The organism is Geothrix sp. (assembly GCF_030219325.1).
Taxonomy (GTDB): domain Bacteria; phylum Acidobacteriota; class Holophagae; order Holophagales; family Holophagaceae; genus Geothrix.
Window position 1 is genome coordinate 1,631,401 of sequence record NZ_CP126625.1, and the last position, 26,065, is coordinate 1,657,465.

Sequence of the window (26,065 nt, forward strand, 5' to 3'; positions counted from 1 at the left end):
GATCCGAGGTCCCCATGCGCCGTGTCCTTCCCCTCCTCCTTCCGGTCATGCTGGGGGCCATGTCCCCCGCCGATCGCACCCCAGAGCAGCGCCAGTTCGATTTCTGGGTGGGCGACTGGGAAGTGCGGGACGCCAAGGGGCAGCGCCTTGGCCACAACCGCGTGGTGGCCCTGCTGGACGGGGCTGTGCTGCAGGAGCACTGGCAGGGCAGCCAGGGGGGATCGGGCACGAGCCTCAACGCCTACCTGCCGGCCCGCAAGGCCTGGCGGCAGTGCTGGGTTGATGCCAAGGGGGGAAGCCTGGACCTCATGGGCGGCCTGGAGGGCGCCTCCATGGTGCTTCGGGGCACGACGGAGGGTCCCAAGGGCCGCCTGCTGGAGCGCATCACCTGGACCCCGCTGCCGGATGGCCGCGTGCGCCAGCTCTGGGAGCAGAGTCCGGACAGCGGCGCCACCTGGACCGTCTCCTTCGATGGCTACTACAGCCGCGTGAAGCCTTAGAACACCCGGAAGGCCTGGAAGGCGGCCAAGCTCCAGCCCCAGCGGGCCGGCGCGCCGGGCCACTCATTGCACCGCGTGGCGATGGCAGCGCCGGCCCGGCCCGTGGGCGTGCGCCACTGGGCCTCGCCCTGGAGAAACCAGGAGGCCGCACCCGAGGGCTGATCCAGAGGGGCCGTGGCCCGCACGGCCCGGAGGCGGCCCTGGCCCTCCAGGAAGAGCGGCAGACCCAGCTCCACGGTGCGGGTGGTGGTTTCGCGTCCGAAGGCGGGGCCCAGCGGATCGCCGTGGGTCGAGAACCCGGCGAGGTGGCTGAGTTCGGTGGTCGAGACGGTAGCCCGGGGCGCCGCGCCCGCGTATTCCAGACCCAGGTCCCAGCCCTCCCACACCAGTTGCAGTCCGCCAAGGTTCCGGGCCGGCGTCCACGCGAGGGACCGGCCCTCCGGCGCGGCACTGCGGCTGAGGGTGGCCGAGGCGCCCCGGGCCCGCAGGAGCCGTGCGAGCTCCGGGAGCCGCAGCCGCAACTCCGCCAGCGTCATGGTGCGGGCCGCAGTGGAAGGGGCGGTGTGGCCCTCGGCATCACGGCCGCCCTCCATGGTCACGGCCCCGAAGCCCGTCTCCACCCGGGAGCCAAAGGCGGTCCGCACCAGGCCACCCCAGAGGAGGGGCCGCTGCAGGTCGAGACCCGCGGCCCGGGCCTCGAGGCGCGCGTCACGATCTGGCAGCCAAGCGGGAATCATGCGGTCCCGCTCCAGGCGCCCCGCGAAGGCCTCCAGGCGCCAGCGGCCCAGGGGCAGGGCGGCCTCCGGCGTGGCCAGGGAGAGGCGCGGAAAGCTCCTGGACGCGTCACCCAGCAGGTCACCGCCGTTCAGACCCGCGCCCCAGGCGAAGGGGGCCTGCTCCAGGGCCACGCGCCAGCCGGATTCCGTCTGGTAGGCGAGGGCCGTCCGCTGGAGCACGCCGAGGGTGTGGCCCTGGTCGCGCAGGGCCAGGGCCGTGGCGGAAAAGGACCAGCCGTTGCGCACGTAGCGGCCCTGCATGCCCAGCCCCCAGCCCCGGGTGCCCTGGCCGAGGCCTTCGCCGCCCACCAGCGGCGCATAGGCACCTTCGGACGAAGCGCCGCCCCAGCCCACCTCGAAGGAGGGCATGGAGGAGGGTCCCAGCGGCTCCTGCCCCAGCGTCCAGTCCAGCCGCGCCTGCCGCAGGGCCGCGGCCCCGTCCTGCAGCATGGGGGCCTGGGCTGAGGCGAAGGGAGCCGCGAATAAGATGAAAAACAGGAACCGCGAATGACGCGAATGGGCGCGAATGAGAAGGGAGTATGGGCCTGCGGGTTTGGAAGCGGAGGTTCGGCCTTGTATCCATTCGCGCGCCCGCAGGGCGATTCGCGTCATTCGCGGTTCGGGGCTTTTCACGGTTCGAGCACCTTGATGGATTCGATCTTCGCGCCCAGTTCCAGGTCATCGAGGATCTTCATGGCGCGGTCCAGGTCCTCCACCTCACCCATGCGCGTGTACTTGCCCGTGAGGTGGGGCGTGGCGTTGGTGGTGATGAAGAACTGGCTGCCGCCCGTGTCCTTGCCCGACAGCGCCATGCCCACGCTGCCCGGGCCGTACCAGGTCAGCGAGTTCTCGCAGCGCACCGTGTAGCCCGGCCCGCCGTCCATGGTGTCGTAGGGCGAGCCCATCTGAACCACGAAGTCCGGCACCACGCGGGGCACCAGCCGCCCGTTGAAGTAGCCCTTCTTTGTGAGCAGCACCAGGTTGGCGACGTTCATGGGGGCCAGCGTGGGATCGAGCCGCAGTGTCACGCTGCGCGTGCCGCTGAAGGAAATACGCACCCGCACCGGCTTGCCGAGCTCCGCCAGCCGCGTGGCCTCCTTCAAGATGGCCGCATCCGTCTTCGTGGGTTTCGGCGCCCCGGGCCAGGCGGTCGCCGGATCCAGCTTCACCAGGGCCTGGTAGGCCTCCCAGCGGCAGGCCCAGTCCGGGTGCTGCAGCCAGGGTCGCAGTTGGGCCTTCTGGTCTTCCGGCGTCATCTTCCAGCGGGCGTAGCTCTGGATGAGCGTTTGCTGCGCTTCGAACTGCGTATCAGCCCAGGTACGCTGGGTGAGGGTGGCGAGGTCGGCGGGGGCGGAGGGCAGGTCTTCGATGGCGGCGGCGCGGGCTGTGGCATCGTCTCCAGCGAGGAGACGAGACCGAAGCAAGTCAGCCCGTTCGGGGGCCTGGTGCCGGAGGGCGGGGAGCAGCGAGCCAAGTAGCAGGGGATTCGATACGCCAAGGGGTGACTCCTGCTTCAAAGCTGGCTCGAGGAAGGGCAGAGGCGTCTCCATTTTGGCCAGGGCCTGAAATCCGTACCACTGGACCAGGGGTTGGGTCGCGCAGGGCCAAGGGGCACCGCCCACCTGGAAGGCCTCGGCCGGAGCAGGGCTGGGCACGCCCTCTGCCAGCCGGGAGAGGATGCCCACACAGGCCTGCTCGAGGGTCTGCGGCCCTGGGCGCTGGAGACCCAGGCTGGGCCAGGCCGGGGATTCGGGCTTGAGCGCCTGGAAGGCGCCGAGGGCCAGGTCCCGTCGCCGGGCCCATGGCGCCCGGTTCCACGCATCCATCAACGCCAGCACGCTTCCCGGCGTGGCCGGCACCAGCGGCAGCAGCTCCTTCTCCTTCCCCGCCATCACCAGCCGCAGCCGCGCGGCCTGGGCTCGGACGGGATCGACCTTGCCGGCCTTCTGTCGCGCGTCGAGGAAGGATTGCAGGGCAGGGGACACCTCGGCGCCGTTCAGTCGCGCCGCGGCGATCGACGCTTCCAGCTGCAGGTGCTTCGGCCAGGTGGCGGCGTCGGTGGCGGAAAGGCCGTCCAGCGCCGTGAGGGCCTTCGGGCTTTTCAGGCGGTTCAGCATGAACAAGGCGGTGAAGCGCTCCTGGGGGGTGTGGGCCTCCTTGGCCTTGGCCTCCCAGATCTCCAGCGTGGGCTTCTCCAGCTCCGGCGGCAGCAGGGCGGGGGCCCCCGGCGCCCCGATCCGCATGAGGGTCCGCTCCAGCCGCGCCCGGTCCGCAGGGGGGAGGGCGGCCTTCTGGGCCTCGGTCCAGGTCATCGGCTGGCGGGCCCACTCGGCTTGGATGGCGTCGCGGACCGTGAAGTGGGGGCCCTGGCCCAGCAGAGGAAGGCTCAGGAGCAGGAGGAGGCGGCGCATGGGGACCTCGGGATGCTTCATGCTAGCCCATGCCATCAGGGCGCTTCGGGCACAATGGGGCGTGGAGGTGCGGTGGTGGGTCAGGTGAAGCCGGGGCATGAGCGCTTGCGGGAGCTGCTCCCGGCCTTCGAGCAACCCGAGGTCTGGATCCGCTTTCCGCGCCAGCTGGGGGACGTGATCTTCTCGATTCCCTTCTTCTTCGCCCTGCAGCGCAGCTGGAACGCCGTGGCCGAGGCCCAGGGCAAGAAGATCCGCTGGGTGGCCGTGGGCCACGCCATCGGCGCCGCCATCTTCAGCGAGGCCCACCCCGACTTCATCGCCGAGAGCGTCATCGAGGCGGGCCGGGACCAGAAGCCTGATCCCTGGGCCCTCGTGGCCCGCTGGCGCACCCGCCCCCCGGTGGCCTTCGTGAACCTGAGCCAGTCCGCGCGCCTGGCCTTCGCCGCCTGGCTGGCCCGGGTGCCGATCCGCGCCGGCGACACCGACAACCACCTGGGTTTCCTCTACCACCACACCTTCACCTACCGGGACCTTCCCATCCACATCGTGCGGCGCTACGAGCCGCTGCTGGCCCAGCTCACGGGCAGCTCGCGCCTCGAATGGACGCCCATGCGGCCCGCGCAGTTCGGCGGCCAGGGCGGCTTTGAGTTGCTGCGCCAGGCCGGGTGGAAAGGTGGCCCCTACGTCACGCTCTCCTTCGGCACCCGCGGCTACAACAAGCGCTGGTTCCCGGAGCTCCCCCAGTGGACCGGCTTCGCGCGCCTGGCCCAGGCGGCCGGTCTCGAGGTGGTGTGGCTCGGCGGGCCTGACGAGGTGGAGCTGGGGGGCCAGCTGGCCGCCCAGGTGTCCGGCAGCCTGAACCTCACGGGACGCACCTCCATTCCCCAGGCCTGCGCCATCCAGAGCGAGGCCTGGGGCAACGTGGCCGTGGACACGGGCCTGGCCCACACGGCGGCCGGCACGGGACGGCCCACGCTCACCGTCAACGGCGCCTCCCCCGAGGAGCTCATCAATCCCCTGGGTCCCTTTGCGCTCTCGGTGCGTGGCCCTTGCATCGACGCCGGTGAATCCCGCACCACGGGCCTGAAGGTGGAACTGGACAGCACGGCCTTCCGGGTCTCGCCGCTGCGCGTCTGGAACCTGCTCCAGGGCCTGGTCGCCGAGCACGACGGGGGCCGGAAGCTCCCCGCAGAACTGCCGGAGGCCCTTCGTGAGCGTGCCTGAGGGGGCCCTCTGGGTCCGCCTGCCACGCTTCATCGGCGACGCGGTGATGATCACCCAGGCCGTGGCGCCCCTGCAGGCCCTGGGCCACGGGCTGGTGGCCTGGGGACCGGCCCCGGTGGTGGAGCTCTTCGAGGGCGCCGCTCCCTATGCCTCTGTGGTGGCCGACCCGGTCGGTAAGCAGGGCGCCTCCGCCATGGCCGGCCTGCTGAAGGGGCACCAGGCCGCGGGCGTGGTGAACCTGCCCCGGAGCCTGCGGGCCACCCTGGCCGCGCGGCAGGCCGGCCTGCCGCTGCGGGTGGGCTGGTCGCCCTGGCTGACGGGCTTCCTGGCCACGCACCGCCTGGACTACGGGCGCCTCGAGGGCCATCAGCTGGACCGCTACCAGAAGCTGCTGAGGATGGCCTTCCCGGCGCTGGACACCTCGGGGCACCTGTCCTTCCGCCCGAGGGCCGCCGCGCAGCTGCAGGCGCAGGAGCTGCTCAAGGCGAGCCTCGGTTCCCGACCCTACGCCGTGCTGGCGTTGGGGGCCATGAGCTGGAACAAGAAGCTGGGCGCCGGGCCCTTCGCCGCGGCGGCCTGCCACCTGCAGGGTCTGGGGCTCCAGGTGGTGCTCCTGGGGGCTCCGGGCGAGGACCAGGTCCACGCCGCCCTGGTGGCGGCCCAGGCCCCGGGCGTGGTGGATCTGTCCGGTCAGGCGCCCCTCTCGGTGGCGGCGGGCATCCTGGCGGGGGCACGCGTCGCCCTGGGCAACGACTCGGCCCTGAGCCACCTGGCGGCGGCCTGCGGTGTGCCCGTGGTCGTGGCTTTCGGCCCCACGGATCCCGCCCTGACCTGTCCCCGCGGACCCTGGGTGCGCGCGGTGCGCGATGAGCGCCTGTCCTGCCTGGTCTGCCAGCGGGGGGACTGCAGGACGGAGGGCCATCCCTGCATGCAAAGCCTGGACGCTGGGCTGATCTGCCGCGCCCTGGACGAAGGACTCGCCGCTTCTCATGCGTGAGGGGCGGGCTGTGGCGGACTAGCCCTTGCTGGCAGAAGCCAGGGCGCCCTGCATCCATGCCACGGTCCGCCGCAGGCCCTCATCGAGCCGGGTGGGGGCCTGCCAGCCGAAGCGCTCCAGGGCCCGGGAGGTATCCAGCTGGCGCCGGGGCTGGCCATCCGGGTAGGCGGGGTTGAATCGGAGCTCCCCTTCGAAGCCCGTGAGGGTCTGGATCTTCAGGGCCAGGTCGCGGATCGTGATCTCCTCGCCGGTGCCGAGGTTGACCGGGTCCCCGCCTTCGTAGCGCGACAGACCCTCGACGATGCCGTGGGCGGCGTCCTCGACGAAGAGGAACTCTCGGCTGGGGCTCCCGGTGCCCCAGAGCTCGACATGATCGTGGCCCTGGGTTTTGGCCTCGATGAACTTGCGGATGAGGGCGGGGATGACGTGGTTGGTGGCCAGGTCCAGATGGTCGCCGGGGCCGTAGAGGTTCACGGGGATGAGGAAGATCCCCCGGGTGCCGTACTCCTGGCGGTAGGCCTGCAGCTGCACCAGCAGGGCCTTCTTGGCGACGCCGTACGGCGCGTTGGTCTCCTCGGGGTAGCCGTTCCAGATGTCGTCCTCGTGGAAGGGCACGGGGCAGAACTTCGGATAGGCGCAGACGGTGCCGAGCACCAGCACCTTCTCGATGGCCTCGGCGCGGCAGGCCTCGATGAGGTGCAGGCCCATGGCCATGTTGGCGAAGAAGAAGGAACCCGGGTGGGCGCGGTTGGCACCGATCCCCCCGACCCGGGCGGCCAGATGCACGACGCCCGAGGGGCGGTGCTCCCGGATGAAGCGGGTCGCGGCGACGGGATCCAGCAAGTCCAGCTCGCTGGAGCGGGGGGCGAGGACCTCGGCACCACGCTCCCGGAGCTCAGCCACGACATGGCGACCCAGGAAGCCGTTGCCGCCGGTCACCCAGATGCGCTTGCCGGGCAGGGGGAAGGTGGTGGGGAGTGTCATGCGGGTGGACCTCGGGGGCAGGAGCGCCGGTCCGCCTGGCTCAGGCAGGACCGTCGGGCGCGATTCCAATAGGATGCCAGACCTCCCGCAGTCCCAGGCCCCCAAGTGTCGAGTGCCGCGGCGCCCGGCCTTCGGCCTAGCGGGGCTCCCGCACGGCGTGGCGCTCGGCCCGGGTGGTCTTTCGGCGGTGGGGCAGGAACGCCATGAGGCGGTCGCGCCAGCGCTGGCCGGGCGTGACTTCGCCAGCCCGGCGCGCCACGACGAACTGGTCGTACCAGAAAATCGCCTTGGTGATCGCGGTGACTTCGAAGCCGGCCCGCGCCAGGATTTCGCGGATGGCGCCCGCGGTGTAGAGGTAAAGGTGGTCTCCGGGCAGGAACATGGGCCAGTCCACCCCCTCCCCCCGGTAGCAGGGGAGCTGGAGGAGGAGCGCCCCGCCCGGTGCGAGGGCGCCGAGCATGGCCTGGGCCGTGGCCAAGGGTGTGCTGAGGTGCTCGAAGAGATCGAAGGCCGCGATGACGTCGTAGCTCCAGCGCGGCAGGTCCACGGCCGGGAAGAAGCCCGGCTGCACATGGGGCAGGTCGAAGCGTTCCCGGGCAAAAGCGCAGGTCTCCGGGCTCACCTCCACGCCGACCACTTCCGCGATCCCATGGCTGCGGCAGTAGGCGAGGAAGCCGCCGTGCGAGCAGCCGATTTCCAGGACCGACTGGCAGGTGGGCTGGTAGCGCCGGAGAATGCGGTACCACACGGGAATGCGGTCGCCGAAATCCTGGCGGGCGCGAACCTCGATGGGGGGCAGGTTCAGCTGGCGGGCCCGGTCATGCCAGTAGGCGTCGAGGTGGTAGTGATCCTGGAGGCCCTCCGTGCTGAGGATCTCCTGCGCGACCTGGGTGCCGCAGCGGAGGCAGCTGAAGTAGGCGGGATGGGGCGAGGGGCCCAGCGCGCCGCCGCACCAGCAGGTGGCCGCGGAGGTGCTCTCCTGCTTCTCAGCAGGTCCGCTGGCCACGGGTCTTCCTCACCGGTAGCCTCCGCGGGGGGCCTCTTCGTGGCCCGCCTTCCGGAGCACCAGCTCCCGCTCGGCCAGGCGGAGGTCGCATTCCACCATCATCCGGGCCAGGGTGGCGACATCGGTGCGGGGCTCCCAGCCGAGCAGCTTGCGGGCCTTGGCGGGGTCACCCTCGAGGTGATCGACCTCGGCGGGCCGGAAGTAGCGGGGATCGGTCTCCACATACTGCTTCCAGTCCAGGTCGAGCTGTTCGAAGACCAGGGCCAGGAAGTCCTGGATGGAGATGGACACGCCCGTGGCCACCACGTAGTCATCGGGCCGCTCCTGCTGGAGCATCCGCCACATGGCTTCCACGTAGTCGCCGGCGAAGCCCCAGTCCCGCTTGGCCTGGGTGTTGCCCAGGAAGAGCTTGTCCTGCAGGCCCAGCTTGATGCGGGTGGCGGCCCGGGTGATCTTGCGGGTGACGAAGGTCTCGCCGCGGCGGGGGCTCTCGTGGTTGAAGAGGATGCCGTTGGCCACGAACATGCCGTAGCTCTCGCGGTGGTTCACGCCCTGGTAGTGGGCATAGACCTTGGCGCAGGCGTAGGGGCTGCGGGGCTCGAAGCGAGTGCCTTCATGCTGGCGGGGCTTGGCGGAGCCGAACATCTCAGAGCTGCCCGCCTGGTAGAGGCGCACCTGGTTCCCGGTGGCGTCCTGGTAGGCCCGCACGGCCTCCAGCAGGCGCAGCACGCCGAGGCCCACGACATCGGCCGTGAACTCCGGCTGGTCGAAGCTCACCCGCACGTGGCTCTGGGCCCCCAGGTTGTAGACCTCGGTGGGCTTGACCTGGTCGAGGAGACGGCGCAGGGCGCCGCCATCCGTGAGGTCGCCGTAGTGAAGATGCAGCTTCGGGGACTGGTGGGGGTCGATGTAGAGGTGGTCAATGCGGTCGGTGTTGAAGTTGGAGGCCCGGCGGATGACGCCGTGGACTTCGTAGCCCTTGGCGAGCAGGAGCTCGGCTAGGTAGCTGCCGTCCTGCCCGGTGATGCCGGTGATGAGGGCGATGGGGGATTGGGGCAAGGGGCACCTGGAAGGTAGAAGGGTCGCGGGTTTGTGTGTAGCGGCCCCAGTATGCCATGGGCCTTCAGGAGGCCGGCCGGGGGACTGCCGGCACTCCTACGAGTGTCGCGGAACCCGGGTGGTCCGCCACGATTGCCGCGCCGGCCCCAACGCGCGTGTCCGGGCCGAGGGTCACCCTCGGACGCACGCAGCTACCTACGCCGAGATCACACCTGTTCCCCAGGGTCACCCAGCCAGCTAGCCGTACGCCAGGGCCCAGGCTGCAGCAGGCACCGAGGCTGCCGTTGTGGGCGATGGAACTCCCCACGTTGAGCAGTGCGTGCTCGCCGACTTTCACATGAGTCTCCAAGACTGCCTGGGCCATGAGGACTGAGCCCTCGCCCACGCTGCAGGCCGGGCCGATGATGGCGCTGGGATGGATCAGGGTGGCGAACCGGAACCCCTTCGAGGCATAGACCTGGGCCACCTTTTCGCGAAGAGATGGCTCGCCGAGGCCCAGTACGATCAGGGCTGACGAGGCGGGTGGAGCCGCGAGGAAGGTCGATTCGTCCTGAACCTCCAGACCCTCTGGATTGAACTCAAGACTTCCGTTGATCACCAGGAAGCCGCGGACCTTCCAGGGCTGCGGACCGGCCGCCTCCATGGCCCGGGCCACCGCCCAGACCTCGAGGGCCGCCCCGCTGCCGCCGACGATCCAGAGATCCTGCATCAGCGTTCCAGGCCTGACGTGATCGCCTGGCAAATGCGGTCGAGGTCCGCGTCCCCCAGGGCGGTGTAGGTGGGCAGGTTGATGCCGGTGTCCCCCAGCTCTTCGGCCACGGGTAGCGGCCGGTCCTGCCGGAAGGACGGATCGGAGTACATCGGAAGCCGGTGCATGGGCGGGAAGAAGGGGCGGGTCTCGATGTGATGTTCTGCCAGGAAGGCCATCAGGGGATCCCGCTTGACCGCGGGAACCCGGATGCAGGAGAGCCAGTGGACGGAACTGGCCCAGGGGGCCTCGCTGGCGAGCTGGAGGCCCAGATGCTCGGCGTGCGGCGCCAGGCGTTCGCGGTAGCCCTGGGCGATCCGCAGGCGGTGCGCGATCAGTTCCTCCGCGCGTTCCAGCTGGGCGCAGCCCAGGGCCGCGGCGAGGTTGGTCAGGCGGTAGTTGTAGCCCACCATTGGGAACCAGTAGCGGCGCTCGGGATCCATGCCCTGGCCGCGGAGCTGGCGGAGGCGGGCGGCCAGGGCATCGTCATCCGTCGTGACCATGCCGCCCTCGCCGGTGGTGAGGATCTTGTTGCCGTAGAAGCTGAAGGTGGCCGCCAGGCCGAGGCCGCCGACCGTCTTCCCCTCTACCTTGGCGCCGTGGGCCTCGGCGGCGTCCTCGATGACCGGGATGCCGTGGCGGCGGCCGATCTCAAGCAGTCTCGCCATGGGGGCGGGGTGCCCGTACAGGTGGACGGCCATGATGGCCTTGGTGCGCGGGGTGATGGCCGCTTCCACCTTGGCCGGGTCCAGGTTCCACGTGATGGCTTCCGAATCCACGAGGACCGGGCGGGCGCCGGTGTAGGTCACGGCATTGGCGGAGGCCACATAGGTGAAGGAGGGGACGATGACCTCGTCCCCGGGGCCGATGCCCATGCCGAGGAGCAGGAGGTGGATGGCCACGGTGCCGTTGGCGCAGGCCAGGGCGTGGCGGACGCCGCAGAACCGGGCGAAGTCGGCCTCGAAGCGGGTGAGGAAGCGGCCGGTGGAGGAGATCCAGCCCTCCTGGATGGCCTGGGAGACATAGGCGAGCTCGTTGCCGCCAAGGTCCGGCTGGGCCACGGGGAGGTGGGGGTGGGTCACGGTGCCGCTCCTGGTTTCAAGGAATGCACGAGGATACGGCCCCCGGCGCCCTCCCGGCAAGCCGCCGGGCTCTGGCTAGAACAGGGGTGGAGCCGCCAGGAGCTGCTGGTCCTCCGCGCTCAGGGCGCGCCCAGCCGTACGGCGGTAGTGGGCCCGGAACAGCTTTGCCGTGCGATCCCAGGAGAATCGGGCCACATTCTCCGTCCCCCGGGCCACCAGCCCCGTCCGCAATTCCGCATCAGTCCAGAGCCGCTTGATGGCCTCTGCCAGGGCGGGCACATCCTCGGCGGGGAAGAGCAGGGCCGCATCGCCGGCCTGGGCCGGGAGTGACGTGGTGGTGGCACAGGCGGCGGCACGGCCCGCCTGGAAGGCCTCCCACAGGGGGAAGCTCGCCGCTTCGAAGCGGCTGGGGATCACGACGCAGCGGCACAGCGCATACAGCGCCTGCAGCGTTTCGTGGTTCACGAAGCCCAGGAACTGGACCTGCCCGGCCAGTCCCAGCTCCCGGATCCGCCGCTCCAGGATCGGGAAATAGTCCCCTTTGCGGCCGGAGGAGACGAAGGGGACGCGGAGCCCGTCCCGGTCCCGCAGCAGGGCCAGCGCCTCCAGCAAGGCGAGGTGGTTCTTGTGCGGCCAGGTCTGCGCGGCGTAGAACACGAAGCCTTCGGGGGGAAGTCCCAGTTCCCGGGCCAGCACCTCCCGGCGGCCGGGGGCCAGGGGCGCGATGGCCGCATTGAAGGGTGCGAGGTTCACCACGGGCACCTTCTCGGGCGGAAGGCCGAACTGCGCCTCCAGGTCCCGCTGCACCCACTCGGAGGCCACCGGCACGAGGGCCGCCTGCCCGCAGAAGGTGCGGTAGAGGGTCTCCCGCCGGTGGATCTCGCTGGCGGTGAAGAGCTCCGGGAGGTGGACGTGCTGGAGGTCGTGGGGGTGGTAGAGACTCGGCACCTTCGTGAGGAAGGCGCTCTGGAGCGGGAAATGGACCAGGTCCATGCCGGCGGCCTCGAGGGTGCCGTCGGATCGCGGAACCTTCACCTCGGCTCGATCCTTGGACGGGAACCAGGACCGGAGCCGATGCCGGAGGGCCCGCTCGAAGGCCTTCAGGGGCGAGGGCTGCTTCACGGCCTGCGTGCTCTGCAGCAGGCGGCAGGCCCCGCCGAGATGGGGTTCCAGCCAGGGCTGCGGGCCGGCGAAGATGAGGAAGTGGTAGACCTCGTCGCCGGGGTCGAGCCGGCTGAGCCCATGGGCCAGACCCAGGATCACGGACTCCACGCCACCGGCCTTGCCGGGATCCAGACGGGCATCGATGGCGATGTTCAGCGTCCCCATGGGCCTCTCCAATCTGCGTGAGGACGCTATCATCCCATGTCCTCAGCCCCGCCACCGATGCTCCGATTCCGGGAAACCAGCCGCCCATGCCCGTTCCGTTCCAGCTCCTGATGCCCTCCTACAACCAGGCCCACTTCATCCGCGAAGCGGTGGAGAGCGTGCTGAAGCAGGAGGACCCCGACTGGGAGCTCTGGATCCTCGACAACTCATCGGATGAGACGCCACAGGTGATGGAGGCCTTCACCGATCCCCGGATCCACTTCATCCACGAGCCGCGGCGCATGGACCCCGGCACCTGCCTGAACCTGATGCTGGACAAGGCCAAGGGCAGGGGACGGGACTTCTCCTACATCCACACCGACAACCGGCTGCTGCCCTGTTTCGTCGGGGATCATCGCCTGGCGCTGGCCCAGCACCCCTTGAGCCTGGCGGCCTGCGACTACTGGGAGATGGACGAGCAGGGCCGGCGGACCAAGGTGCGGCGTCGGCCCGAGCCCTTCCCCCTGGGGCGCCTGTTCAGCGTGGATTCCATCGGCGTGCCCTTCGCCGCGACCCTCGAGTTGGCGGAGCGACTGGGCGGGTTCTCCTCCGATGACCTCGCCGACGACGTGCTGTTCGTGTTGCGGGCGGATGCCATCGGCCCGAGGGTCCATCTGCACAAGCCGCAGATGGAGTACCGCGTGCATGGGGGGTCGAGGTTCCTCTCGGGTGGGCACCTCCGCGTCCACCGCGCCATCCACAAGAGCGTGCTCAAGGCCTATGCCGAGCGCCCGGCGGGCGTGGCTGATCCCTTCGCAGGGGGCTTCGAGCGCGCCCGGGCCTTCACCGACCGGGCCGCCCGCATGGCCCAGACCCACCTGGCCCTCGGGACGGACCCCGAACCCGGCGTCTGGATCGAAGGCACCGGACCGGCCTCCTTCTGGCTCGCCTGGGCCTTCGGGGACGCCGGCGCCCCCGTCGCCGGGTTCATCGGGCAGGAGTTTGAATCCCTGTTGGGGGTCCCCGTCCAGCCCGCGGCGCCTGAGGGGGCGCGGTTGGTCCGGCCGAGGCTGAGGGGCGCCGCGGGTCTGGAGCAGGCCGTCCGCTGGCTGCTCCAGGGCCTGCCGCCGCTCGACCATGCCCTGAAGCGGCTGCCCGGGGACGTGATGGCGGGTCTCCTCGTGCCCTTCCAGCTGCAGGAACCCGGGGCCACCCGCGTGAAGATCCGGGGTGAGGGCCCCCTGGCCGCCTACCTCGCCTATGCGGCCGAGTATCTGGGCGCCCTGCAGGTGGCGGGCTTCGCTGGGCCCAGTCCCTGGCCGCAGCTGCCCTCCTTCTCGACGGAGGACGTCACCACCTGGGATCTGGACCGGCCCGCCTGAGCTTCCGTCGGAAAAGTCGATGACGGCCGAGGGCGGTCCAGGCCACCATGGCTGGATGCTCTTCGATTCACCCTCCTCCTTCGGCCGGGCCTTCCGCATCGTCACCTTCGGCGAGAGCCACGGGGCCGCCGTGGGCGTCGTCATGGATGGCGTGAAGCCCGGGCTGCCCTTCGATCTGGCGGCCATCCAGCAGGAGATGGACCGGCGGCGGCCAGGGCAGTCGGACCTGGTGACCCCCCGCAGCGAGGGGGACCGGGTGCAGGTCCTGAGCGGCGTCTTCGAGGGGCGGACCACGGGCCACCCCATCGCGATGGTGGTCTTCAACGAGAACCAGAAGAGCGGCGACTACAAGGCCATCTCTGACCTGTTCCGGCCGGGCCACGCGGACCTGACCTACGACCGCAAGTACGGCATCCGCGATCCCCGGGGAGGGGGGCGCAGCAGCGGGCGGGAAACGCTCTCCCGCGTGGCCGCTGGCGCCTGGGCCAAGCAGCAGCTGGCGACTTTGGGCGTGACCGTGCGCGGCTTCAACCGGGAGATCGCGGGCATCGAAGGAAGGACCATTGACTGGAGCTTCGTGGAGAAGAATCCCCTGCGGGTGGCGGACCCATCCGCCTTCGAGGCCCAGAAGGCGGCCGTGGAGGCCGCCCGGGCCGAGGGCGACAGCGTGGGCGGCGTCTGCGAGGTGTGGCTCGAGGGGCTGCCCATCGGGTTGGGTGATCCGGCTTTCGGCAAGCTGGATGGCCTGCTGGCCCTGGCCTGCATGTCCATCGGGGCGGTGAAGGGCGTCGAGCTGGGCGCAGGCTTCGCCAGCGCGCGGCGGCGGGGCAGCGAGAACAACGACCCGCTGGGGCCGGAAGGCCCGGAGAAGAACGACGCCGGGGGCACCCTGGGTGGCATCAGCACCGGGGCGCCGGTGGTGGTGCGCCTGGCCGTGAAGCCCACCAGCTCCATCTCGAAGAGCCAGCGCACCATCGACCGCGAAGGCCACGCGGCGGACATCATCACCCACGGGCGCCACGACCCCTGCATCGCGCCCCGCATCGTACCCGTGGCCGAGGCCATGTGCGCCCTGGTGGTCTATGACGCCTGGCTGACCCAGCAGGAACTGCGGGAGGACAACCTGCCCGGCCTGGGGGAATGGGACTGGGAGGCCATCGAGGCTCTGGTTCAGCCCCTGCGCGGAAATCGGATGTGATGACCGCCACTTTCGCGGGGGCATGACGAAGCGATGACGGAGCCGCCCCATCCCGAACCGATGATGAGATCCGATATGGAACCCGTCCTCATCAGCTTTCATGCGCCTGTCCACGACCTGGACCTGGTGGCGCAGCATGTGGTCAGGGACGGTCTTCCGACCCACCTGAGGGACTGGCAGAAGCGTTCCGGCGCCCGGGAGATCGTCTACCTAGCCACCTGCCAGCGGGTGCTCTGGATGGTGTGGGGGGGCGAGGCCGGGGCCATCGATCCCGGTCCCGGGTTCCGCCGCTACGAGGGCGAAGAGGCCTGGGCGCACCTGCTGGCCATGTCGGCCGGCCTGGAATCCGCCAACCTGGGGGATCGCGAGATCCCGGGCCAGCTGAAGGATGCCCTGGTGCAGGCCCGGCAGGTGGGCGTGGCCGGAGACGAGGCCCAGACAGTCGTGGAGGACATCATCCGCGAAGGGCAGCGCCTGCGCGCGCGACTCGGGCTCGCGGACGGCAATGTCAGCGTCGCCACGGTGGCCCTGAAGCACCTGACCGAGGGGCTGCCCCCGGATGCCTCCGTGGCCCTCGTGGGTGTGGGCCCCATGACCCAGTACCTGGCGGAGCGTCTGCCGGAACGCGGCTTCCGGGTGGCCGTGGCCAACCGGACCCGCAGCAAGGCCCACGATCTGGCGGATCCCCTGGGCCTTCCCATCGTGGATCTGGCGCAGCTCCAGCATGATCCGGCGGGCTTCGATGCCATCGTCACGGCCACCGCCGCCCCGGAACCCCTGTTCACCCTGGATGCCTGGCAGTCCCTGAAGCGGCCCATCCTGCGGATTCTGGACCTGGCCCTGCCGCCGGACTCCGAGCCCGGACTGGAGCAGCTCCCCTGGGTGCATCGGATCGACCTCAACGCCTTCCTGGCCCAGACCACCACGGCCCGGGCCCAGCGGGCCGAGGCGGCCCTCAAGGCGGAACCCTACCTGGTGGGCGCCGCTGGCCGGCTGCGGCACCGGGCCGTGGCCCGGGCCCGCAAGCGCCACCTGGTCTCAGCCCAGGAACGGCTGGATGCGGCCTGGGGCGCCCTGGAAGAGGAAGTGAAGACCCTCGAGGATTCCATGGCGGGCCTGGACGAGGCCCAGCGCGAGGCCCTCAAGGAGATCCTGAATCGGGGCCGCACGCTGGCCTTCCGGGCCCTCATCCAGACCCAACCCAAGCCCAATGCAGACGGAGAGGCGGTCAATCCATGAGCAGGAAGCACGTCACAGTCGCCACGCGGGGATCCGCTCTGGCCGTGGGTCAGGCCGAGCCCATGGTGCGGTTCCTCGAGGCCCGGGGCTATGAAGTCTCCTGGCGCAAGTTCTCCACCTCCGGCGACCAGTGGCTGCAGGGCCCCCTCGACAAGCAGGTGGGCGGCGGCTTCTTCACCAAGGAACTGGAGGACGCCATGGCCGCGGGCGCCGCGGACCTGCTCATCCACAGCCTCAAGGACGTGTCCCTGGAGCGCCCGGCGGGCATTGTCCCGGCCTGCATCCCCCTCCGCGAGGACCCCTCGGACTGGATGGTGATCCGTCCGGATGCCCCCGAGGATCTGGTCATCGGCACCAGCGCCGTGCGCCGCGAGCGTGTGCTCAGCCAGCTCTTCCCCAGGGCCCGCTTCACCTGGATCCGCGGCAACGTGCAGACGCGCCTGCAGCGCGTGCGGGACGGCGTCCTCCGGGACGAGCCCGTGCACGCCACCCTGCTGGCGGCCGCGGGCCTGAAGCGGCTCGGGCTGGATCTCTCGGGGCTCACTGTGCGTCCGCTGACGCCGGAGGAGCTGCCCTCCGCGCCGGGGCAGGGGGCCCTGCTGGCCGAGGCGAGGGCGGACCGTCCAGACCTCATCGAGGCGCTCTCGGACATGCATGACGCCATGACGGCCCGCTGCGTCACCCTGGAGCGCCAGGTACTGGCCGGCATCGGGGGCGGATGTCAGCAGCCCCTGGGTGCCCTGGCCACACCCCAGGCCGACGGGACCCTGCTGCTCCAGGCGGCCTATGCCCCGGACGGCGACCTCCGCCGGGCCGAGGCTCGCGGCACGGACGACAAGGTCCTGCTGGCGGCGGTCCTCAAGGGCATCGGCCTGTCATGACACCCGCCTCCCACCATCCCCGCTTGGCGCTCGCCCGGCCCGCCCAGCATCCGCTGGCGGACATCGTGCGCAAGGCCGGTTGGCGGCCGGTCCCCTATTCCTTCACCTCCCTGCGCGTCACCGGCGCGGCCCCACCCATGCTGCTGAACCGTGTCCAGGCTCTGCTGATCCTGAGCCCTTCCGGGGCCAAGGTGGCGGCACCGGTCCTTCCCGCGGGGATGACCTGCCTGGTTCAGGGGGCCGGCACGGCCGACGCCCTGGGGCGCGAGGACCTGGATGTCCAGCTTCCCGTCGAGGCCCGGGCCGAGGCCTTGTGGGAGCTGTTGCAGAGGCGCTTCCCGCAGGGTGGAGAGTTCATCCTGGTCCGCGGCGAGCGCAGCCGTGAATACCTGGAAGTGGCCGCGCGGGGCTCCGCCTGGCGCCTCCACCCCTGGGTCACCCACCGCGAGGCGGCCCGGGAACCCTTCCCGGCCCTGCCGAAGGTGGAGGGTGTCCTGGCCCTGAGCCCCACCCAGGCCGAGATCCTCGCACCGCTCTCGCAGGGCGTGCAGCGCTTCGCCTGGGGCGAGGCCACGGCCGAGGCCTTCGCCCGGGCCGGCGCCCCGGTCGACGCGTACTGTGAACCGAAGCCCAGCCTTCTGTGGGCCATGCTCGCCCAGCACCTGGCATCTCAAGAGAACCCGAAGGAGGAGTCCCCATGCTGAACCGCTCCCGCCGCCTCCGCACCAGCGCCGCCATGCGCAACCTGGTGGCCGAGACCGATCTCCGGCCCCGGCATCTCATCCAGCCCTACTTCGTGCAGCCCCAGGCGGGTCGAAGCGAGATCTCCAGCCTGCCGGGCATCGACCGGGCCGGCGTCGAGGAGACCGTCCGCCAGGTGGAGAAGGACCTGAAGAAGGGCCTCGCCAGCGTGCTGCTCTTCGGCGTGCCCGATGCTGAATCCAAGACTCCGGACGGCCGCTACGCCTGCGACCACACCGGCGTGGTGCCCGTGGCCGTGCGGGCCCTGAAGAAGGCCTTCGGCTCCGACCTCATCGTCATGACCGACGTCTGCCTCTGCGGCTGCACCAGCCATGGCCACTGCGGCGTGGTGGACGAGAACGGCGTGGTGAGGAACGACGAGACCCTGCCCATCCTCGCCGAGATGGCCCTGCGCCACGCCGAGGCCGGCGCGGACGTGGCCGCCCCCAGCGACATGATGGACGGCCGCGTGTCGGCCATCCGCGACGTGCTCGATGCGAACGGTTTCACCCAGACCAGCATCCTGAGCTACGCCATCAAGCATGCGGGCGCCTACTACGGGCCCTTCCGCGAGGCTGCCGACAGCAGCCCCAAATTCGGTGACCGCAAGACCTACCAGATGGATCCCCGCAATGCCCGCGAGGGCCTGAACGATGCGCTGCTCGACGTGGACGAGGGTGCGGACATGCTCATGGTGAAGCCGGCCCTGCCGAACCTCGACCTCATCTGGCGTCTCCGCGAAGCCCAGTTGGCGCCCATCTGCGCCTACCATGTGTCCAGCGAGTTCAGCAGCGTGAAGGCGGCGGATCGCCTGGGCTGGGTGAACGGCGACCAGCTGATGTACGAGCACCTCATCGCCATCCGGCGCGCCGGCGCCGACATGATCGTCACCTACGCCGGTCGCGAGGCCGTCGAAAAGGGTTGGATCTCCTGAATTTGAAACCGCAGATGACGCAGATGGCGCAGATAAATCAGCCATCTTCATCTGCGAAATCGGCGTCATCTGCGGTTAATCCTTTTGAGGTTTTCATGAGCAACGAATCCATGTTTCAAGAAGCGCTCACCCACTTCCCCGGAGGCGTCTCCAGCCCGGTGCGGGCCTTCCGGGCGGTGGGCGGCACGCCGAAGTTCTTCAAGAAGGCCAGTGGCGCCTGGTTCGAAGACGAGGACGGCCAGCGCTTCCTCGACCTCTGCATGTCCTGGGGCCCCCTCATCCTGGGGCACGCCCACCCTGACATCCTGGCCGCGGTGAACGAGGCCATGCAGGAGGGCCTCACCTTCGGCGCCCCCAGCCGCCGCGAGCTGGCGCTGGCCCGTCGCATCAAGGAGATGGTGCCCTTCATCGAGAAGATGCGCTTCGTGTCTTCGGGTACCGAAGCCGTCATGTCGGCCCTGCGTGCCGCCCGCGGCTTCACGGGCCGCGAGCGCATTCTGAAGTTCGAAGGCTGCTACCACGGCCACAGTGATGGACTGCTGGTGAAGGCCGGCTCCGGCCTCGTCACCTTCGGCGCCCCCACCAGCGCCGGCGTGCCCAAGGCCATCGCCGAGCTGACTTCCGTCGTGACGCTCGATGACCTGGAGACCCTGGAGCGCACCTTTGCCGAGATCGGGAACGAGCTCGCCGCGGCCATCATCGAACCCATCCCCGCCAACAACGGCCTGCTGCTGCAGCGTCCCGAGTTCCTCAAGCGGCTCCGCGAGCTCTGCACGAAGCACGGCGTGGTCCTCATCTTCGACGAAGTCATCAGCGGTTTCCGCGTGGCTCCGGGCGGTGCGGCCGAGCGCCTGGGCATCACGCCGGACATGGGCACCTACGGCAAGATCATCGGCGGCGGCATGCCCGTGGGCCTCTACGGCGGCCGCAAGGACATCATGGGCGTGGTCGCGCCCGACGGCCCGGTCTACCAGGCCGGCACGCTGTCCGGCAATCCCGTGGCCATGGCCGCGGGTCTCGCCACCATGGAAAAGCTCACCCCGGCCTTCTACGCGGGCCTGGAAGCCAATGCCGAGAAGTGGGCCGCGGCCTTCGAGACCATCCCCGGCCTCCACTGCCCCCGCTACGGCAGCCTGCTCTGGCCCCTGTTCCAGGATGGCGTCCGCCGCAGTGATGCCGTGAAGGGCGAGGCCATCGGCACCTTCAACCGCCTCCACAAGGCGCTGCTGGGCCAGGGCGTCTATCTGCCCCCCAGTGGCTACGAAGTGGCCTTCCTCGGTTCCGCCCACGGCGAGCCCGAGCTGGCCCACTTCAAGCAGGCCGTGGCTGCTGTGGCCAAGGACTTTGTTTGAAACCGCAGATGGCGCAGATGCTGACGCGCCAACCTTGATTCCTTTCATCTGCGAAATCTGCGCCATCTGCGGTTAAAGATCTGGAGTTCCCATGCAGCCCCTTCTTCATGTGCTCAACGGCAACACCCTCGACAAGCCCCCGGTCTGGTTCATGCGCCAGGCGGGGCGCTTCCTGCCGGAGTACCGCGAGGTGCGGGCCAAGGTCACCTTCGAGCAGCTGCTCAACGACTCAGACCTGGCGGCGGAAGTGACGCTGCAGCCCATCCGCCGCTTTCCGCAGATCGACGGCGCCATCATCTTCAGCGACATCCTCGTGATCCTGGATGCGCTGGGTTGCGAAGTCACCATTCCCGAAGGCGGGCCCCGCATCGGCAAGACGCTGGACCAGATCGACATCAACCGGCCCCTCGACGAGAAGGTCTTCGAGCCGGTCTGCAACGCCATCCGCAAGGTGAAGGCGGCTCTGCCGCCCAAGGTGACCATGCTGGGCTTCGCGGGCGCGCCCTGGACCCTTCTGGCCTACGGCATCGAAGGGAAGGGCAGCAAGAGCTGGGCGAAGGCGAAGGCCTTCATCCACCAGAATCCCGTACTGGCCCAGAAGTGGATGGACAAGCTGGCGGACGCCGCCGCCCGCCTGCTGAATCTGCACATCGAGGCCGGTGCCCAGGGCGTGCAGCTCTTCGACACCTGGGCGGGCGAATTGGATGCGGACGACTACGCGACCTTCGCGCTGCCCTCCGTGAAGCGCACCCTGTCTCAGGTGACCGCGGCACCGACCCTCTTCTTCGCCCGCACAGGCTACCTGCCGGATTCCTTGAACGATCTGCCCTGCAAGGGGCTGGCGGTGCCCTGGCAGGTGCCCATCTCCGAGGCCCGGCGCCGCTTTCCCAAGATGGTGCTCCAGGGCAACCTCGATCCCGTCGCATTGTTGGCCGGCAAGGAAACCGCCACCCGGAAGGCCCGCGCCATCGTGGACGCCATGAAGGGGCACCCCCACGTCTTCAACCTCGGCCACGGCCTGACGCCCGAAACCGACCCCGCCGTGGTGGGGGCTGTGCTTGATGAGGTGAAGGCATGAACCAGCTCGCCGATCTCATCCGCCGCTATGACCGGCCCGGGCCCCGCTACACGGGCTACCCCATGCCGCCGGCCTGGAGCGACGACTTCCCGGAGCCCGAGATCCTCGCGGCCCTGGATCGTGCCGACGCCCGCAAGGACGAGGCCCTGTCGCTCTACCTGCACATCCCCTTCTGCCCCCGGCGCTGCGCCTATTGCGGCTGCAACGTGGTGGTGAGCCCCCAGTACGACCCCGTGGAGGCCTACCTCGAGGCCGTCACCAAGGAACTCGATCTGGTCTGCTCCCACCTGAAGGACCGCCGCAAGGCCCTGCAGCTGCACTGGGGCGGCGGCACGCCCACCTACCTGAACGCGGCCGATCTCAAGCGCACCTTCCAGCTCTTCAAGGACCGCTTCGAGTTCCTGCCGGGCGCGGAGATCGCCATCGAGGTGGATCCCACGTATCTGGAACCGGATCAGCTGCCCGCGCTGCGCGAGCTGGGCTTCAACCGCGTCTCCTTCGGCGTGCAGGACCTGGACGAGAACGTGCAGGCCCTCATCACCCGGGGCCAGACCTGGGAGCACACCCTCACGGCCATGCGCCAGTGCCGGGAGCTGGGCTTCGAGGGCGTGAACCTGGACCTGGTCTACGGCCTGCCGGGCCAGACCATGGACACCTTCCGCCGCACGCTGGAATCCACCCTGGAGCTGTCGCCGGACCGCATGGCCATCTACGGCTTCGCCTACCTGCCCAGCATCATGCCCTTCCAGCGCAGCATCCCCGCCGAGACCCTGCCCTCGCCGGAGTTACGGCTGGACCTGCTGCTCATGGCCTCCGACATCCTCGAGAAATCCGGCTACGTGCCCATCGGCATGGATCACTTCGCCCATCCCGATGACCCCATGGCCAAGGCCGTGCAGGAGGGGAAGCTCATCCGCAACTTCATGGGCTACGCCGTGAAGGCGGGCTCGGACCTGCTGGGCTTCGGCCCCAGCGCCATCTCCAACGTGGCGGGTGTCTACGCCCAGAACGAGAAGATCCTCTCCAAGTGGGAACACAGCATCCGGGATGGCCATCTGGCCATCCACAAGGGGCACCGCCTCTCAGAGGACGACGAGCTGCGCCGCTGGGTGATCCATCACCTCATGGGGCACTTCGAGCTGCGCTGGTCGGAGCTGCAGGAGAAGTTCGGCGTGGACGGGCCCGTCCTCTTCGCGGATGCGGTCGTGCAGCTGCTGGAGGAAGTCCCCCAGGGCACCGTGGAGGTGCGCCCCGAGGGCATCTTCATCACCCACCTGGGCCGGCGCTTCGTGCGCAACCTGGTGCAGCCCTTCGACGCCTACCTGGCCAAGCTCAGCGCCAAGACGCCTTTTTCCAGGACCGTATAAGCCGGTCCATTGAATAGCTGACCCAAAGGCCTACATTGGAGGTGTGGAGACCCGCCCGTTGGGACCAGGGCTCCCAGCTGCGGCCCCATCGGTGGTCTCCGCGAACCAGCCTGGCGAGCCAGGCGATGTCGCGGAGGGTTCCATGTCTCGGACTCTGTTCCTCCTGCTTCCGGCCCTGGTGCTCACGGCCCAGGATTCGGCCGTCCCGGGCGCCACGGAGGTGCGCCCCGGGGTCTTTGTGCTGCGCGGCGCCCCTGACAGTCAGACCTGTGCAGCCATCAAGAAACAGCACATCACGCACGTGATCGACCTGCGCCGGGACGGGGAAACCAACCTGAACTGCGAATCGGAGTCGGTCCGCATGCAGGAGCTGGGCGTGCAGTACGTGCGGTACGCCATCGGGAAGGCACCGCCGGCAGGAGACTTCGACTTCCTGCGGACCCTCCTCCGGGATCTGCCTCGGGGGGCCAAGGTGCTGCTCCACTGCAGCAACGGCAACCGGGCCGCGGCCGCGATCTGCCCCTGGCTGGTCCTCGACAAGGGCATGCCCGTGGAAGAGGCGCTGCGGATCGCGAAACTCGCGGGCCTGCAACTGCCCGAGACCGAGGCGGCCGTGCGTGGCTACATCGGGAGCAGGGCGAAGGCCTAGAGTTTCAAGGGGGACAGGACCATCCAGACCCCCACGACCAGTGTGAAGGCCAGGGCCAGGACCAGGCTCATCCACACAAGGCGGGCCTGGATCCCCGGCAGGCTCGAGGCGAGGCTCCGGCATCGGCGGAACGGGGCGAGGGCTCCCACGCCGAGGCCGGCGATGGTGCCGCCGAGCAGCGTTCCATAGATCGGGTAGCCCACGAACCCGTATTCCCGCTGGAGCAGGCAGAAGGGGCAGTGGTGGGTCGGCAGCTCGTAGATGTAGAGGCAGAAGAAGGAGAGCAGGGCGGCCACCGCCACACCGAGGAAGGCGAGGCTGAACAGGGAGAAGGCGGCCGCGCCTCGCCTCGTGCGCAGGAAGGCCCCCCCGCCCGCCAGCAGGGCCGCGAAGGTGGCCCAGAAGACCGGCCGCATGAGGCCGGGAGACAGGCTCGCCAGCTCGGAGGCGAAGCCCTGGCGCCCCTGGCCGAAGAGGCTCCCGCAGCACGAGGTCATCACATCGGCTTTCAGGCCCAGGAGGTAGCTGGTCTGGAGCCAGGTCTCCGCCAGGACCAGCGGCACGATGACCAGGAGCAGCGCGTACTTGGGGCGGATGAGGGGATAGTCGTGCCCCTGGGTGTCCGCCCGCTGGAGGATCAGCCAGACCCCGGCGACCAGGCAGGTGGCGATCTTCACCAGAAGGGTCGGATAGCCGTAGCCGTTCACCGCCAGGGAACCGGCCGCGCACATGGCCCCCACGAACTGGGTATGCAGGCCGTCCGCCGTGTAGATGAAGAGGAAGAGCGAGAGGATCTGGATCGCGAGGGCGGTGGTGACCAGGGTCGAGACCAGGTAGGTCCTGCGTTCCAGGTCGAGCTGACCCTCGCTGCCGCTCTGCAGGTCCCACCCGCGGAGGATCCGCAGGCCCTGCCAGCCTGCGGCCACGAGCAGCAGGCTGACCATGCCCGAGGCGAGCAGGAGCGCGAGGATGCCCGGGTGCTGGATCATGCGCGGGCCACGATCCGCCCATCGCGCATCTCCACCACGCGGTCCGCCAGGGGGGAGTCGTACACGATCGGATCGTGGCTGGTGATGAGGAGGGTCTTGCCCGCGGCCTTGAACTGGCCCATGAGGGCCATGAAGTCCTCCGAGAGGCGGGAGTCGAGGTGGGCGGTGGGTTCGTCGGCGATGATCACGAGGGGATCGTTGATGAGGGCCCGGGCGATGGCCACGCGCTGGGCCTCGCCTCCGGAGAGACGATCGACGGAGGCGCGCAGGTGCCGGGCCAGTCCCAGGCCCTCCAGCCGCTGGATGGCGCGGGCCTCCAGCTGGTCGTGGTCACCACCCGCGGGATAGGTCGGGAGCAGGACGTTCTCGAGCACGGAGATGCCGCGGATCAGGTTGAACTGCTGGAAGATGAACCCGAAGGTCCGCCGGCGGATGGCCGTGAGGAAGCGCTCGGGAAGGCTGGTGATCTCGAGGGAGTCTCCTTCGGAGTGGCCGGGCAGCGTCCCGGCCGGAAGACCATGGAGGTGGATGCGTCCGGAAGTGGGGCGGGCCATGCAGCCGATCAGGGTCAGGAGGGTCGTCTTGCCGGACCCGCTGGGGCCCTTGAGCACGGTGAGCCCACCCCCGGAGATGGTGAGGCTGACGTCGTCCACCGCGGTGAACGGCGTGGCCAATCCGGCCGCGTAGGTCTTGGTGACGCCCGACAGCTCGATCATCAGGACCTCATCGCCGCGTCCGGGTCCACCGTGGCGGCCCGCCAGATGGGCACCAGGGTGGCCGCGGTGTAGGGCAGCACGGTGAGGAAGAACAGGACCGTGAGCTGGTAGGCGTCGAGGGCGGGCAGCAGCCGGTAGCGCGGGAAGAGCACGGACCAGCCCTTCAGCGCGTGCTCAAAGAGGGAGGCGGAGAAGAAGAAGACGTGGGCATAGCCCAGCAGGACGCCGCTCAGGAAAGCGGTCAGCGAAATCACGGCCCCCTCCCAGACCTTCAAGAGCAGCACGTCAGCGCTCTCCCAGCCGATGGATTTGAGGATGCCGATCTCCCTGCGTTCTTCGGCCGAGAGGCCCGTGGCCTTGTCCCAGGCGAAGATGATGAAAGCCAGGATCGCCGAAGCCAGCACCACGACCATGAGGCCGCCCCGCCAGTCGAAGATGGCCTCGTAGGTCCGGAGGATCTCGGATTTCAGGATGGGTCGCGTATCGGGGAACCGCTCGACGATCTTGGCGGCGATGGTGGGCAGCTCCCGCGGATTTCCCGCGGTGATCGCGAGGTCGGTGGCGAGGCCCTCGGGGAAGTTGAAGAGGGCCCGGACATCCCCGGGTGACATGAGGACCAGGTCCGAGGACACCAGCTCCGAGTCTTCCGGCAGGACCTTCTGGACCGCATAGAGGCTCGGCAGCCCTGCGTAGCTGCGCAGGCTGATGAGGTCGCCCTCCTTCACCCTCATGCTGCGGGCGACGCCCTGGCCGATCCACACCGCGTCGGCCGCCAGGGCCGGGTCCCCGGTGGCCATGACCGTGAGGTTCCCGCCGTAGACCGGATCATAGTAGTAGCCCCACAGCCTGGGCTGGACTTCCTCAACGCCGCGGATGGCGCGGATGGCCTCGGCCTGGATCACGGGGATGGGGTCGTGGCGGCCGGCGACCATGCGCTGCACCACCATGTCCGGTGCCTGCACCAGGAGCTCCCGCGCCTCGCGCTTGAGGGCCTGGACGAAGAAGATCAGCGAGGCGATGACGAACACGACCAGCGTGTAGACGCCAAGCAGGGCCAGATTCCGTCCCTTCCGCCGCAACAGCGAGGAGAGGGCGAAATCAAGGATGTTCCGATACCGCTGGAGAGGTGCGCGCATGGGGACTCGGGAAGGTCGGCGGAGCCACGAGGGAACCGGAGGGGAAGTGGTCCAGCCCCATGGGGTGGTCCTGGAAGGCGGCATGCCGGTCGGCCATGGCGGGATGCCGGGTATAGCGGGCTTCGGTGAAGAGGCAGAGATCCGTGAGGCCGAGGCTGCGCACCAGGACGGCGCTGGCCTGGCGCTGCCGCGCGGCGGGACCGGCCTGGGCCTTCGCATGGAGGAGCATGCCGAGGAACAACGCCGCTTGGACGCCGATCAGGGACAGGCAAAGGGTGGATTTGCGCATGGGCGGTAGGGCCATCGGG

25 protein-coding genes are annotated in these 26,065 nt (G+C 69.6%); 13 read left to right on the plus strand and 12 right to left on the minus strand.

Annotation, left to right across the window (positions count from 1 at the left end):
* The first annotated feature begins 14 nt into the window (after positions 1-14).
* Positions 15-500 (plus strand): hypothetical protein, encoded by a 486-nt coding sequence (locus tag QOZ81_RS07345; RefSeq protein WP_291199346.1) that lies wholly within the window; start codon positions 15-17, stop codon positions 498-500.
* Here the strand turns inward: QOZ81_RS07345 and QOZ81_RS07350 are convergent.
* Together QOZ81_RS07350 and QOZ81_RS07355 are read right to left on the minus strand one after the other, a co-directional pair.
* Complete coding sequence (locus QOZ81_RS07350) at positions 497-1,726, minus strand: hypothetical protein (RefSeq protein ID WP_291199344.1); 1,230 nt, start codon at positions 1,724-1,726, stop codon at positions 497-499. The two genes, QOZ81_RS07345 and QOZ81_RS07350, sit on opposite strands and share 4 nt — an antisense overlap.
* A 179-nt stretch (positions 1,727-1,905) precedes the next feature.
* Positions 1,906-3,687, minus strand: coding sequence for a peptidylprolyl isomerase (locus tag QOZ81_RS07355; RefSeq protein WP_291199342.1), 1,782 nt, complete (start codon positions 3,685-3,687; stop codon positions 1,906-1,908).
* 75 nt (positions 3,688-3,762) lie between these two features.
* Between QOZ81_RS07355 and QOZ81_RS07360 the strand changes: the two genes are divergently transcribed.
* Positions 3,763-4,911, plus strand: coding sequence for a glycosyltransferase family 9 protein (locus tag QOZ81_RS07360; protein ID WP_291199341.1), 1,149 nt, complete (start codon positions 3,763-3,765; stop codon positions 4,909-4,911).
* Complete coding sequence (locus QOZ81_RS07365) at positions 4,898-5,908, plus strand: glycosyltransferase family 9 protein (RefSeq protein ID WP_291199339.1); 1,011 nt, start codon at positions 4,898-4,900, stop codon at positions 5,906-5,908. The genes QOZ81_RS07360 and QOZ81_RS07365 overlap by 14 nt, the downstream gene beginning before the upstream one ends.
* 18 nt (positions 5,909-5,926) lie before the next feature.
* Here the strand turns inward: QOZ81_RS07365 and QOZ81_RS07370 are convergent, their stop codons facing one another.
* The 6 genes from QOZ81_RS07370 to QOZ81_RS07395 form a co-directional block, all read right to left on the minus strand.
* Positions 5,927-6,892, minus strand: coding sequence for a GDP-L-fucose synthase family protein (locus QOZ81_RS07370; RefSeq protein WP_291199337.1), 966 nt, complete (start codon positions 6,890-6,892; stop codon positions 5,927-5,929).
* Between the two features lie 136 nt (positions 6,893-7,028).
* Complete coding sequence (locus QOZ81_RS07375; protein ID WP_291199335.1) at positions 7,029-7,898, minus strand: class I SAM-dependent methyltransferase; 870 nt, start codon at positions 7,896-7,898, stop codon at positions 7,029-7,031.
* Between the two features lie 9 nt (positions 7,899-7,907).
* Positions 7,908-8,957 (minus strand): GDP-mannose 4,6-dehydratase, encoded by a 1,050-nt coding sequence (gmd, locus tag QOZ81_RS07380; protein ID WP_291199333.1) that lies wholly within the window; start codon positions 8,955-8,957, stop codon positions 7,908-7,910.
* Between the two features lie 64 nt (positions 8,958-9,021).
* Positions 9,022-9,666, minus strand: a complete 645-nt coding sequence (locus QOZ81_RS07385; RefSeq protein WP_291199331.1) for an acetyltransferase — start codon at positions 9,664-9,666, stop codon at positions 9,022-9,024.
* Positions 9,666-10,787 carry a DegT/DnrJ/EryC1/StrS family aminotransferase gene (locus tag QOZ81_RS07390; protein ID WP_291199329.1) on the minus strand — a complete coding sequence of 374 codons (1,122 nt, stop codon included), beginning with the start codon at positions 10,785-10,787 and terminating at the stop codon, positions 9,666-9,668. The genes QOZ81_RS07385 and QOZ81_RS07390 overlap by 1 nt, the downstream gene beginning before the upstream one ends.
* 75 nt (positions 10,788-10,862) lie before the next feature.
* Positions 10,863-12,116 carry a glycosyltransferase family 4 protein gene (locus tag QOZ81_RS07395; RefSeq protein ID WP_291199327.1) on the minus strand — a complete coding sequence of 418 codons (1,254 nt, stop codon included), beginning with the start codon at positions 12,114-12,116 and terminating at the stop codon, positions 10,863-10,865.
* 86 nt (positions 12,117-12,202) lie between these two features.
* Between QOZ81_RS07395 and QOZ81_RS07400 the strand changes: the two genes are divergently transcribed.
* From QOZ81_RS07400 to QOZ81_RS07445, 10 genes are all read left to right on the plus strand, one after another.
* Complete coding sequence (locus QOZ81_RS07400; protein ID WP_291199325.1) at positions 12,203-13,477, plus strand: glycosyltransferase family 2 protein; 1,275 nt, start codon at positions 12,203-12,205, stop codon at positions 13,475-13,477.
* A 19-nt stretch (positions 13,478-13,496) separates the two neighbouring features.
* A complete protein-coding gene (gene aroC / locus QOZ81_RS07405) occupies positions 13,497-14,675 on the plus strand; it encodes a chorismate synthase (protein WP_291199323.1) in 1,179 nt (392 codons plus the stop codon).
* A gap of 75 nt (positions 14,676-14,750) precedes the next feature.
* Complete coding sequence (locus QOZ81_RS07410) at positions 14,751-15,914, plus strand: NAD(P)-binding domain-containing protein (RefSeq protein WP_291199321.1); 1,164 nt, start codon at positions 14,751-14,753, stop codon at positions 15,912-15,914.
* Complete coding sequence (hemC, locus tag QOZ81_RS07415) at positions 15,911-16,795, plus strand: hydroxymethylbilane synthase (protein ID WP_291199319.1); 885 nt, start codon at positions 15,911-15,913, stop codon at positions 16,793-16,795. The genes QOZ81_RS07410 and hemC overlap by 4 nt, the downstream gene beginning before the upstream one ends.
* The gene (locus QOZ81_RS07420) at positions 16,792-17,499 is read left to right on the plus strand and encodes a uroporphyrinogen-III synthase (RefSeq protein WP_291199317.1); all 708 of its coding nucleotides are present in this window, start codon (positions 16,792-16,794) and stop codon (positions 17,497-17,499) included. The genes hemC and QOZ81_RS07420 overlap by 4 nt, the downstream gene beginning before the upstream one ends.
* Entirely contained in the window at positions 17,493-18,470 is a 978-nt protein-coding gene (gene hemB / locus QOZ81_RS07425) for a porphobilinogen synthase (RefSeq protein WP_291199315.1), read from the plus strand. The genes QOZ81_RS07420 and hemB overlap by 7 nt, the downstream gene beginning before the upstream one ends.
* Positions 18,471-18,565: 95 nt before the next feature.
* Complete coding sequence (gene hemL / locus QOZ81_RS07430) at positions 18,566-19,822, plus strand: glutamate-1-semialdehyde 2,1-aminomutase (RefSeq protein ID WP_291199313.1); 1,257 nt, start codon at positions 18,566-18,568, stop codon at positions 19,820-19,822.
* A 91-nt stretch (positions 19,823-19,913) separates the two neighbouring features.
* A complete protein-coding gene (gene hemE / locus QOZ81_RS07435) occupies positions 19,914-20,900 on the plus strand; it encodes a uroporphyrinogen decarboxylase (RefSeq protein WP_291199311.1) in 987 nt (328 codons plus the stop codon).
* Positions 20,897-22,267 carry an oxygen-independent coproporphyrinogen III oxidase gene (hemN, locus tag QOZ81_RS07440; RefSeq protein WP_291199309.1) on the plus strand — a complete coding sequence of 457 codons (1,371 nt, stop codon included), beginning with the start codon at positions 20,897-20,899 and terminating at the stop codon, positions 22,265-22,267. Before hemE ends, hemN begins: the two co-directional genes overlap by 4 nt.
* A gap of 142 nt (positions 22,268-22,409) precedes the next feature.
* Complete coding sequence (locus tag QOZ81_RS07445) at positions 22,410-22,916, plus strand: hypothetical protein (protein WP_291199307.1); 507 nt, start codon at positions 22,410-22,412, stop codon at positions 22,914-22,916.
* Here the strand turns inward: QOZ81_RS07445 and QOZ81_RS07450 are convergent.
* From QOZ81_RS07450 to QOZ81_RS07465, 4 genes are read right to left on the minus strand one after another with little or no spacing between them, the layout of a single operon-like run.
* A complete protein-coding gene (locus tag QOZ81_RS07450) occupies positions 22,913-23,905 on the minus strand; it encodes a hypothetical protein (protein WP_291199305.1) in 993 nt (330 codons plus the stop codon). The genes QOZ81_RS07445 and QOZ81_RS07450 overlap by 4 nt on opposite strands.
* Positions 23,902-24,621, minus strand: a complete 720-nt coding sequence (locus QOZ81_RS07455) for an ABC transporter ATP-binding protein (protein ID WP_291199303.1) — start codon at positions 24,619-24,621, stop codon at positions 23,902-23,904. The genes QOZ81_RS07450 and QOZ81_RS07455 overlap by 4 nt, the downstream gene beginning before the upstream one ends.
* Positions 24,621-25,757 carry an ABC transporter permease gene (locus QOZ81_RS07460; RefSeq protein WP_291199301.1) on the minus strand — a complete coding sequence of 379 codons (1,137 nt, stop codon included), beginning with the start codon at positions 25,755-25,757 and terminating at the stop codon, positions 24,621-24,623. Before QOZ81_RS07460 ends, QOZ81_RS07455 begins: the two co-directional genes overlap by 1 nt.
* Positions 25,720-26,046, minus strand: a complete 327-nt coding sequence (locus QOZ81_RS07465) for a hypothetical protein (protein WP_291199299.1) — start codon at positions 26,044-26,046, stop codon at positions 25,720-25,722. The genes QOZ81_RS07460 and QOZ81_RS07465 overlap by 38 nt, the downstream gene beginning before the upstream one ends.
* Positions 26,047-26,065 lie beyond the last annotated feature (19 nt).